This is a genomic window from Nocardia sp. NPDC003693, assembly GCF_053981095.1.
Genome location: NZ_JBSFNO010000014.1, coordinates 122,102 through 131,662 on the forward strand (window position 1 = coordinate 122,102; position 9,561 = coordinate 131,662).

Sequence of the window (9,561 nt, forward strand, 5' to 3'; positions counted from 1 at the left end):
GGGGTCTCCCACCGTTTCGGCGAGCGCGAGGTGCTCACCGGACTCGACCTCACCCTGACCGAGGACCGCATCGCCGTCATCGGCTCCAACGGTTCGGGCAAGTCGACGTTCGCGCGGCTGCTCAACGGCCTGCAGGTGCCCAGCGCGGGCAGGGTCCGCGTGGACGGGCTCGATACGCGTAAGCAGGGCAAAGCGGTCCGGCGATTGGTCGGCTTCGTGTTCCAGGACCCGGACGTGCAGATCGTCATGCCGACCGTCGCCGAGGATCTGGCGTTCGGGCTCAAGCACCACGGGCTCGCCAAAGCCGATATCGCCGAACGGGTTACCGAGGTGCTCGGCGAGTACGGGCTGACCGAGTTCCGCGATCATCCCGCGCATCTGCTCAGCGGCGGGCAGAAGCAGCTGCTGGCGATCGCGGCCGTGCTGGCGGTCCGGCCCCGGTACGTCATCTTCGACGAGCCGACGACGCTGCTGGACCTGCGCAACAAACGCCGGGTGACGACGCTGCTGCGCGAACTCCCTCAGCAGGTCGTGGTGATCTCCCACGATCTGGATCTGCTCACCGATTTCGATCGGGTGCTGGTGTTCGACGGGGGGCGTGTCGTGGCGGACGGGCCGCCGGGCACGAGCATCGCGCACTACCTCGCGATGCACGACTGCCCCCCCCTACGGAATGACCGCCGCTACCCGCTCCAACCGGCTCTCGGTGTACGACGCGATCTGATCGACGACCACCCGCACCCGCGCGGTGTCGTTCTCGGCCGCCTCCCACCACGGCAGCAGCAGCCGATCCAGCCCGCGCGGCGCGGCGTCGAGCAGGTGGTGGGCGACCATCAGGATCCGCTCGCGCTGGCCCGCCTGACGCACCTGGTGGATCGGATCGGAAAGCACGTAGCGCAGCGCCATGGTCTTGAGCACCGCGACCTCGGCCGCCACGATCCGCGGCACCTCCAGATCGGCCATGTACCGGCACAGTTGGCGTCCGCCCCAGGCCGCGCGGGTGGCTTCCACGGCCGCGGTGGCGAAGCGCCCCACCAGATCGCTGGTCATGCGTTTGAGCCCGACCGAGGCGATCAGCGAGCCGTCGTAGGTGGCGGCCGCGATCACCACCGGCAGCTCGGACAGTCGCTGGGCGGCCGCGATCAGTTCGTCGGTGGTGAGCGAACTGTTCTGGCGCGCACCGAGTTCGGCGAGCGCGGCCTGCTCGACCGGGTCGGCGAGCGAGCGCAGATCGATGCGGCCGACGATGACGCCGTCCTCGACGTCGTGCACCGAATACGCCACGTCGTCGGCCCAGTCCATGACCTGGGACTCCAGGCACTGCCGCCGGTCCGGCGCGCCGGCGCGCACCCAGCTCAGCCTGTCCATGTCGACGTCGTACGCCCCGAACTTGGTGCCGGGACCCGTTCTGCCCCAGGGATATTTGATGACCGCGTCCAGCGCGGCCCGGGTCGGGTTGAGGCCGTAGCTCTGCCCGCGCGCGTCGAAGACCTTGGGTTCCAGGCGGGTCAGGATGCGCAGGTTCTGGGCGTTGCCCTCGAAACCGCCGTGCGCGTCGGCGAATTGGTCGAGAGCCTTCTCGCCGTTGTGCCCGTACGGCGGATGCCCGATGTCGTGCGCCAGCCCGGCCAGATCAACCAGATCCGGGTCGCAGCCGAGCCCGTCGGCGATGCTGCGCCCGATCTGGGCGACCTCCAGCGAATGGGTGAGCCGGGTGCGCGGGGTGTCACCGTCGCGCGGGCCCATGACCTGTGTCTTGTCCGCGAGCCGGCGCAGCGCCGCCGAATGCAGCACCCGGGCTCTGTCCCTGGCGAATTCGCTGCGCCGCGCCGGGGTCGGCGACCAGCTCAGGCCCGCCGTGCGATCGCGTTCGGGGACCAGGCGCTCGCGATCGGCGTCGGTGTAGATGTGGTCGTAGTCGATGCGCGCGGTCATCACTGGTCCGCCGTGTACGCGAAGTCGGCCGAATAGTGCGACAGCTGATACCACAGCAAGGCGAAGGTCTCCCGAGTTATGCCGTGCGCCTGCGACTCTCGCGTGTAGACGGCGGGTCCGGTGCGGGTCGGCGCCGTCCACGCGGACAGCCCGGCGTCGCGGGCCATGGTGCGCGTGCGCAGCGAGTGCCACGGATCGCTCACCAGCACCACCGAGGACTTGTCGCGCGCCAGCAGCGCCGTGGACACCGCCTCCACGCTCTGCAGCGTGTCCGAGCCGGTCTCCACCGCGAGGATCCGATCCGCCGGCACCCCACGCGATTTCAGGTAGTTCTTGCCCGAGGCCGCCTCGGTGTATTGGTCACCGACCTGTTTGCCGCCCACGGTGACGATCAGCGGCGCGACGCCCTTGCGAAACAGCTTGTACGCCTGGTCCAGTCGCGCTTCGAACACCGTCGAGGGCACCCCGTCGTACTGGGCCGCGCCGAGCACCACAATGGCGTCGGCCGGGGTGTGATCGCTGATCCGCGCCACCTGCCACACCCGGAAGGCGGTCCCGCCGATCACCAGCGCGCCCATCACCAGCGCCCCGACCGTGATGCGCCGCGCCCAGCGCAGAATCCCCCCGGCACGGCCGCCGCGGGACTTGTCCGCCTCCTGCTGAGTCGCCATGGGAGTGGGCTCGGGAATGCGATTCCGGAGCTTTACCAACCTCGTCGCCGCCACTCGGGCAAGCTGTCTCGCTCCGCGCCGAGGGTGGTGTCGTCACCGTGCCCGGGATACACGACGGTGTCGTCCGGGTAGCGGCCGAACAGCTTCGACTCCACATCGTCGAGCAGTGCGGTGAACTCCGCGGGCGAGCCGGTCTTGCCGACTCCCCCCGGGAACAGCGAATCGCCGGTGAACAGGTGCGTGCGGCCGGCGCCGTCGGTCAGCGCCAGGGCCACCGAGCCGGGGGTGTGCCCGCTGAGGTGGACGGCGCGCAGTTCGAGGTCGCCGAGCGCGACGCGGTCGTCGTCGGCGAGTAGGCGATCGGGCTGGACGGGTAGCGCGGCGGCGTCGAGTTCGTGGGCGGCGGTGGGCATCCCGGACTTGGCGTGCACATCGGCCAGGGCCCACCAGTGGTCGGGATGCTGGTGCGTGGTGACCAGCAACTCGACGCCCGCGGGGGCTTCCTGATCGAGCAGTTCGAGGATGCGCTCGGCCTCGTTGGCGGCATCGATGAGCAGCGTGGCGCCGGTGTTCGCGCACTGCACCAGATAGACGTTGTTGTCCATGGCGCCGACCGACATCTTCACGATGCGCGCACCGGGCACCGACCGCTGTTGCGGGTTGGAACCGGGGGTGACATGACCCGTGTAGGGCGAATCGATCGTGATCACCTCACCGATCGTAGTCATCGTCGACGACACGGGTGGACGGAAGAATCTCCACGGCCCGGGTCCGGCGGATAGATTCGTGGCATGCGGCTATCGAAGCAGCTGTCCCTGCTCGCCTCCGGATTCCTGCTGAGCCTGGCCGTGCTGGGCGGCGGTGCGGCCCCGGCCGTCGCCGAACCGCCGGAGCGACTGCCCGGCTACGTCACCGACAAGGCCGGTGCGCTGCGCGGCGGGCAGACCGCCGAACTGCAGGCCGCGATCGACGAGCTGTACAGCAAGGACCACGAGCGACTGTGGGTCGTGTACGTGCACGATTTCGACGGGCTCGACGCCACCGAATGGGGTGAGCGCACCGCGCGGGCCTCGGGGTTCGGGGATCGGGACGTGCTGCTTTCGGTGGCCGTGGACGATCGGGCGTACGCGTTCACCGGTCAGGCGCCGGACTCGGTCAGCGACAAGGATCTGGACAACCTGCTCATCGACCGGGTCGAGCCGAAGCTGCGGGCCGGGGATTGGGCGGGGGCCGGGGTCGCGGCGGCGAACGGGCTGTCCGATGCCATGAACTCCTCCGGCGGGGTCGGTCTGCGGACGATTCTGGTGCTGGTGCTGATCGTGGTGCTGGTGGTGCTGGCGCTGTGGCTCTTCGGCCGCAGGCGCAAGGCCCGCCGGGGCCGGGCGGAGTTGGCGGCCGCTCGAAAAATTGATCCGGCCGACACGCGGGCACTCGGCGCGTTGCCTCTCGACACGCTGGATGCGCGGTCGAAGGAGGTGCTGGTGGACACCGATGACGCGTTGCGCACGAGCGCCGAGGAATTGCGGCTGGCCACCGACGAATTCGGGGCGACCGCGACCGCGCCGTTCACCGCGGCCCTGACCGCGGCGCAGAACGCGCTGGCGAAAGCGTTCTCGATCCGCCAGCAGTTGGACGACGACATTCCCGAGACGCCCGATCAGCAGCGCGCCATGCTGGTCGATATCATCGGCGGCTGCGGGCGGGCCAATCGCGAACTCGACGCCAAGGTCACCGAATTCGACGCCATGCGCAATCTGCTGATCAACGCCGGGGAGCGGCTGGACGCGCTGACCAGGGCGGTAGTCGATCTGACAACGCGCACACCGAATTCCGAGGCGACGCTGCGGGAATTGACGGCGGCGCACCCGGCGTCGGTGCTCGCGCCCATTCACGACAACGTGACGATGGCGCGGGAGCGAATCGCGTTCGCGGAGCGCGGGATCGCCGACGGGCGGACGGCGGCGGCGCGGCCGGTGGGCGAACAGGGCGCGGCGGTCGCGGCGATCCGCGGGGCCGAATCCGCCCTCGACACCGCGCGGGCGCTGCTGGACGCGGTCGACACCGCGGCCGCCGATATCGAGCAGGCGCGCGGCGGACTGCCCGGCATCATCGAGGAACTGCGGCGCGATCTGGCGACGGCGACGGGTCTGACCCAGCACGGCGGCGCCGAGTTGACCGGGGCCGTAGCTACCGCGAATTCGGCTCTGGAACAGGCGACTCGGGACGGCGGGGCCAATCCGCTCGGCGTCTTCCGCGCGGCGGTGACCGCGGATACCGCCCTGGATCGGGCGATCGCCGCCGCGACCGACCGCAAACTCGCGGCCGAGGAACTGGCGCGGCGACTGGAGCAGACGCTCACCGCGGCACGCAGTCAGATCACCGCGGCCGCCGACTTCATCGGCACCCGCCGCGGCGGGGTGGACGCCGAGCCCCGGACCCGGCTGGCCGAGGCCCAGCGCAATCTGGAACAGGCCCAGCGGCTTTCGTCCACGGACCCGGCCGGGGCGCTGCAGGCCGCCCAGCGCGCGGCCGAGCTCGGCGCGAGCGCCCTGCACACCGCGCAGGCCGCGGTGCGCGACTGGCAGTCGCGCCAGCCGAGCTCGAATTCCCAGACCGGCGCGGTGCTGAGCGGGATCCTGATCGACGGGATGCTGCGTGGCATGGGCACCGGATACCGCGGTGGCGGTGGCAGCCGCGGCGGTGGGGGCGGTTACGGCCCGGGCTCTTTCGGCGGTTCGAACGGTTCGCGGCGCATCAGCCGCGGCGGCCGCTTCTGATTGCCCCACGGTGATCGGTTCGGACGCCGAGATAGCCGTGACGGCAGCCTCTCCCACGAAACACTGCTCACGGCAAGGGAATTCGGCGAGGTCGTCCAGTAGCGCGCCTTTCTTCTGACCGGGGCGAGCCGTGCCCTACCGCGCCGGTGCTCAGAGCCAGCCGAGGCGTTCGGCGGCGCGGACGGCCTCGGCGCGGGTGGTGGTGCCGGTCTTGCCGATCGCAGAAGACAGGTGATTGCGGACCGTGCCTTCGGACAGGTGGAGCTGTTTCGCTATCACGGCGGCGGTCGCGCCGTCCGCCGCCGCGGTGAGAACCTCGCGTTCGCGCGGGGTCAGGGGTGATGTTCCGGCGGTGAGGGTTTCGGTGGCCAGGGCCGGATCGACCACGCGCAGGCCCATGTGCACGCGGCGGACGGCGTCGGCGAGCTCGCGGGCGGGGGTGTCCTTGACCACGAAGCCGTCGGCGCCCGCGTCCATGGCGCGGCGCAGGTAGCCGGGGCGGCCGAACGTGGTGACCATGAGGATGCGCACCCCGGGATGCGCGGCGTGCAGCCGGGCGGCGGCCGAGATCCCGTCCAGGCCGGGCATTTCCACGTCCAGCAGGACCACGTCGGGTGCGGTGCGTTCGACCGCGGCCAGCACCTCGTCGCCGCGCGCGACCTCGGCCACCACTTCCAGATCGGGCTCGAGGCCGAGCAGGGCGGCCAGCGCCCCGCGCACCAGCGCCTGATCGTCGGCCAGCAAGAGTTTGATCATTCCAATTCCTTCATCGGACGGGCCGGGAACGTTGCCAGCACCCGGAGCCCGCCTTCGGGCCGATTCGTGACGGTGAGCGTGCCGCCGGTGGCCCGCACCCGCTCGCGCAGGCCCGACAGTCCGGAGCCGAAGTGCGGGTCCGCGCCGGAACCCACACCGTCATCGGTGATCTCGATCGAGGTGGCGGTGACGCTCACGACGCAGTGCCGGGCGCCGCTGTGCCGCACGACGTTGGTCACCGCTTCGCGCAGCACCCAGCCGAAGACCACGCTGTGCCGCAGGGGCAGCTCGTCGGAGTCCGGCAGCGTCGCCTCGATCTCCGCGGCGCTCAGCGCGGTTCGCGCGTTGGCGAGCTCGCCGGCCAGGGAGACCTCCCGCAGGCCGCCGACCGTGCTGCGCACCCCGGACAGGGCTTCGCGGGCCAGTCTTTCGACGTCGGCCAGCTCGGCGCGGGCTCGCTCCGGGTCCACGTCCAGCAGTCGCTGTGCCAGTTCGGTTTTCACGGTGATCACCGTCAGCGAGTGGCCGAGGATGTCGTGCACGTCCCGCCCCACCCGCAAGCGTTCCTCGGCAATAGCCAACTCGGTCAACTGTTTCCGGGCGAGGCTCAGTTGCTGGTTGCGCCGGATGACCTCGCGGATGCCGCCGACCGCGAACGCCGACATCGCGATGGAGGACATGGTCGCCCACGCGGGCGGCTCCCCCGCCAGCAGCTGCGGGGTCACCGTGGTTCCCGCGATCAGCACGGCCAGCGCCACCAGCGCTCGCGACACCGGCAGGGCGAACGCGATGAAGGTGCCCACGAAGATCGCGAGCCCGAGCGCTTCCGACCGCAGCGTCAGCGCCGCTGCCGCCAGCAACCCGCACAGCAGTGCCAGCGGCAGGATCACCGTGCGCGGATGCGGGTCGATCCACACGTCCCGCCCGCCGGACCCGCGCAGCAGGTACCAGTAGGCCCCCACGAAGCACACTCCGAAGGCCACGACCACGCCCAGGCTGTAGGCCCGCTCGAGCGGGTTGTCCAGACTCCACGCCCGCCGCAGGGGATCGACGAGATACACCGCCCACACGGCGGCGAAGATCAGCCCGACCCGCCGCCGGGTCGCAACACTGTCCCGCACACCGCGCGACGCTACCCCAGCGGGAGCCCAAGCCTCCGCCCCGAACCACCGCCGACCACCGCTCATCCCCCAACTCTGACCTACCCCAGCCGCCGGCGCCGCTCACGACCGTCACGACTCGCCCATGACAGATGTCACGTGCTCCCGGGCTGATCACCGGCCGAACGCGACTGGGTTCCGGATCCGTCGCAGCGGTGTAGGCGATCAAACAACGCCCCCGGCGGGGTTCGCGTTGGATCACGAGCAGCGGGAGACCGCACACGACAGACGGACACCACGCAGCGGCGCGAAGGCGTGTAAGTGCCACGTCGCCCGGCCCAACGCAACTGGTTCCCGGATCTGTCGCGGCGATGTAGGCGATCGAGCAACGCCCCGGTTCGCGTTGGGTCGCGAGCAGCGGGAGACCACACACGACAGACGGACACCACGCAGCGTCGTGCAGGCGTGAAAGTGCCGCGTCGCCCGGCCTTCCCGTTCGGCGACCGCCACCCGCTCGCGGTCCTTCCGGCTCACCGAACGCGCCAACTGCTCTGATCTAGACGCCTTGCCGAGTCCGACTGTGTCGCCGCTGAATTCGCGGACGTGGGATAGCCGGCCCGGTGGGCACGACTCACCAGGGCCGGGCCGCAAGGGGTACCCGCGAATTCCGTTGAGCCGCTGCGAGGCTGGGATGCTGCACGGTACCGGCCGCGCGAGCCGACCGGTACCGCGGCGCAAACCCTTCGGCTACACCGTCACCGTCACCGTGTGGAACCCGCTGGGGCCCACCGGGAACGGGGCGGCCTTCTCACCGCTCTGGACCTGGCCGGAGCGGCCGGTCACGCGGGCGGCGATCGTGTGGGTGCCCGGGGGCAGGTCGACCACCGTGCGCCAGCGGCGCCACGCCGCGGGGGCTATCTCCGAGCCGAGTTCGACGGGGAGCCAGTCGGTGTCGCCGACCTGGATCTCGACCAGGGAGACGCCCTGGGGCGGGGCCCAGGCGACGCCGGCGAGGGTGGTCTTGCCGGAGCCGGGCTCGGCGGTGGCGGTCACGTCGATGCGGGCCTGGGGAGTGACGCGCAGGAGCTCGTTGGTCCAGCCGCGCTTCCACCAGTAGTCGACGTGCGAGTCGTCGGAGAACTCCAGCTCGGCCAGGTACTTCGCCCCGGCGTACTGGCCGTACAGGCCGGGCACGAAGACGCGGGCCGGAAAACCGTGCTCGGGCGGCAGCGGCTCGCCGTTCATGCCGATGACCAGGTAGCCGGGCAGCTCGCCGCTGCGCAGTTCGTCCAGCGGCAGCGAGATCGTGTAGCCGTCCACGGCGCGGGTGATCAGGCGGGTGGCGCCGGACTCGGGGACCGCGTGGTCGAACAGCGTGGTGAGCGGCACGCCGAACCAGCGGGCATTGCCGGCGCGGCCCTGACCCGGCGTGTTGTGGACGCACACCATGACCGCGTCGAACTCGACGGCCTGATCGGCGAGATCGGCGAGCGAGAGCCGCAGCGGATGCGCGACCTTGCCGGTGATGGCCAGCCGCCACTGCGCCGGATCAACGCGCGGCGCGCGGGAGTTCACGTCGGCGACGTAGAACCGGCCCGCCTTGGTGATGAGCGGGGACAGTCCCGGTTCGTTGCTGAGCCCGTCGTCGGGCACCGGTGTGCCCGACCCCATCGGCCCGAGCTTGGCGACACGGTCGCGATGCTGCTGGTCGGTGCGCCGCACCAGGGTTTCGGCGGCGGCGAGAAGCCCGGCTCCGGCGGTCGCCCAGAGCAGTCCGCGACCGAACCCGGCGGGCGGACGGCGCAGGCCCGCGCGCAGCACGGCGGCGGCGGTGATGCCGCCGAGCGCACCCGCGACCGAACGATCGGTGCTGCGCAGGGCGACGGCTGCGGTGCTCGCGCCGAGGGCGGCCGCGGCGGTCGAACGGAAACGCTCGGGCACGGCGGCGATGCCGGCGGACGCGGCGACGACCCCGGCCGCGACCCCGAATCGGGTGGCTTCCTTGTCGTGCTTGCCGGACTTGGCGACCATCTCCTCGACCACGGCGATCGGGACGGTATCGGCGAGCAGGCGGCCGACGCCGTCGAGCATCGAACCGCCTCGTGCGGCGGCCACCAGTTCTCCCGCGCCGAGCGCGCCCAGCCCTACCGCCGCCGCGCTGATGAGTCGACGCTTACCGTTCTCCGACACCGTTCGAACCTTCCGTGAACCGGACTGCTTCACCCCGTTCCCCAGCCGGGCTGTGTCCCAGAAGGATTCGTCCGGGGGCTCCCCCATCTCACACGAATTCCCGCGAGAGGGCCAGACCTCCCCCATTCGGAC

At 71.1% G+C, this 9,561-nt stretch carries 7 protein-coding genes and 1 pseudogene; 2 read left to right on the top strand and 6 right to left on the bottom strand.

The window, feature by feature from the left end:
* Window positions 1-30: 30 nt before the first annotated feature.
* A pseudogene (locus ACWDOP_RS17880) lies at window positions 31-498 on the top strand (energy-coupling factor ABC transporter ATP-binding protein); the annotation flags it as partial.
* A 168-nt stretch (window positions 499-666) separates the two neighbouring features.
* On the opposite strand, the gene ACWDOP_RS17885 reads toward ACWDOP_RS17880, so the two are convergent.
* From ACWDOP_RS17885 to ACWDOP_RS17895, 3 genes are read right to left on the bottom strand one after another with little or no spacing between them, the layout of a single operon-like run.
* Window positions 667-1,935, bottom strand: a complete 1,269-nt coding sequence (locus ACWDOP_RS17885; protein WP_456345978.1) for a deoxyguanosinetriphosphate triphosphohydrolase — start codon at window positions 1,933-1,935, stop codon at window positions 667-669.
* Window positions 1,935-2,606 (bottom strand): YdcF family protein, encoded by a 672-nt coding sequence (locus ACWDOP_RS17890; protein WP_456345979.1) that lies wholly within the window; start codon window positions 2,604-2,606, stop codon window positions 1,935-1,937. The genes ACWDOP_RS17885 and ACWDOP_RS17890 overlap by 1 nt, the downstream gene beginning before the upstream one ends.
* A gap of 32 nt (window positions 2,607-2,638) precedes the next feature.
* On the bottom strand, window positions 2,639-3,334 hold the full coding sequence (locus ACWDOP_RS17895; RefSeq protein WP_456345980.1) for an MBL fold metallo-hydrolase: 696 nt from the start codon (window positions 3,332-3,334) through the stop codon (window positions 2,639-2,641).
* Window positions 3,335-3,397: 63 nt separating this feature from the next.
* Here ACWDOP_RS17895 and ACWDOP_RS17900 point away from each other — a divergent pair, with 63 nt between their 5' ends.
* Complete coding sequence (locus tag ACWDOP_RS17900; RefSeq protein WP_456345981.1) at window positions 3,398-5,383, top strand: TPM domain-containing protein; 1,986 nt, start codon at window positions 3,398-3,400, stop codon at window positions 5,381-5,383.
* A gap of 150 nt (window positions 5,384-5,533) precedes the next feature.
* Here the strand turns inward: ACWDOP_RS17900 and ACWDOP_RS17905 are convergent, their stop codons facing one another.
* The 3 genes from ACWDOP_RS17905 to ACWDOP_RS17915 all read right to left on the bottom strand — a co-directional run bounded on the left by ACWDOP_RS17905 (window position 5,534) and on the right by ACWDOP_RS17915 (window position 9,429).
* Complete coding sequence (locus ACWDOP_RS17905) at window positions 5,534-6,139, bottom strand: response regulator (RefSeq protein WP_456345982.1); 606 nt, start codon at window positions 6,137-6,139, stop codon at window positions 5,534-5,536.
* Complete coding sequence (locus ACWDOP_RS17910; protein ID WP_456345983.1) at window positions 6,136-7,260, bottom strand: sensor histidine kinase; 1,125 nt, start codon at window positions 7,258-7,260, stop codon at window positions 6,136-6,138. Before ACWDOP_RS17910 ends, ACWDOP_RS17905 begins: the two co-directional genes overlap by 4 nt.
* 726 nt (window positions 7,261-7,986) lie before the next feature.
* On the bottom strand, window positions 7,987-9,429 hold the full coding sequence (locus ACWDOP_RS17915; protein ID WP_456345984.1) for a molybdopterin-dependent oxidoreductase: 1,443 nt from the start codon (window positions 9,427-9,429) through the stop codon (window positions 7,987-7,989).
* Window positions 9,430-9,561 lie beyond the last annotated feature (132 nt).

Excerpts from the sequence above, each read along its gene's own strand:
- ACWDOP_RS17885 (WP_456345978.1), bottom strand. The coding sequence starts at position 1,935 with ATGACCGCGCGCATCGACTACGACCACATCTACACCGACGCCGATCGC.
- ACWDOP_RS17890 (WP_456345979.1), bottom strand. The coding sequence starts at position 2,606 with ATGGCGACTCAGCAGGAGGCGGACAAGTCCCGCGGCGGCCGTGCCGGG.
- ACWDOP_RS17895 (WP_456345980.1), bottom strand. The coding sequence starts at position 3,334 with ATGACTACGATCGGTGAGGTGATCACGATCGATTCGCCCTACACGGGT.
- ACWDOP_RS17900 (WP_456345981.1), top strand. The coding sequence starts at position 3,398 with ATGCGGCTATCGAAGCAGCTGTCCCTGCTCGCCTCCGGATTCCTGCTG.
- ACWDOP_RS17905 (WP_456345982.1), bottom strand. The coding sequence starts at position 6,139 with ATGATCAAACTCTTGCTGGCCGACGATCAGGCGCTGGTGCGCGGGGCG.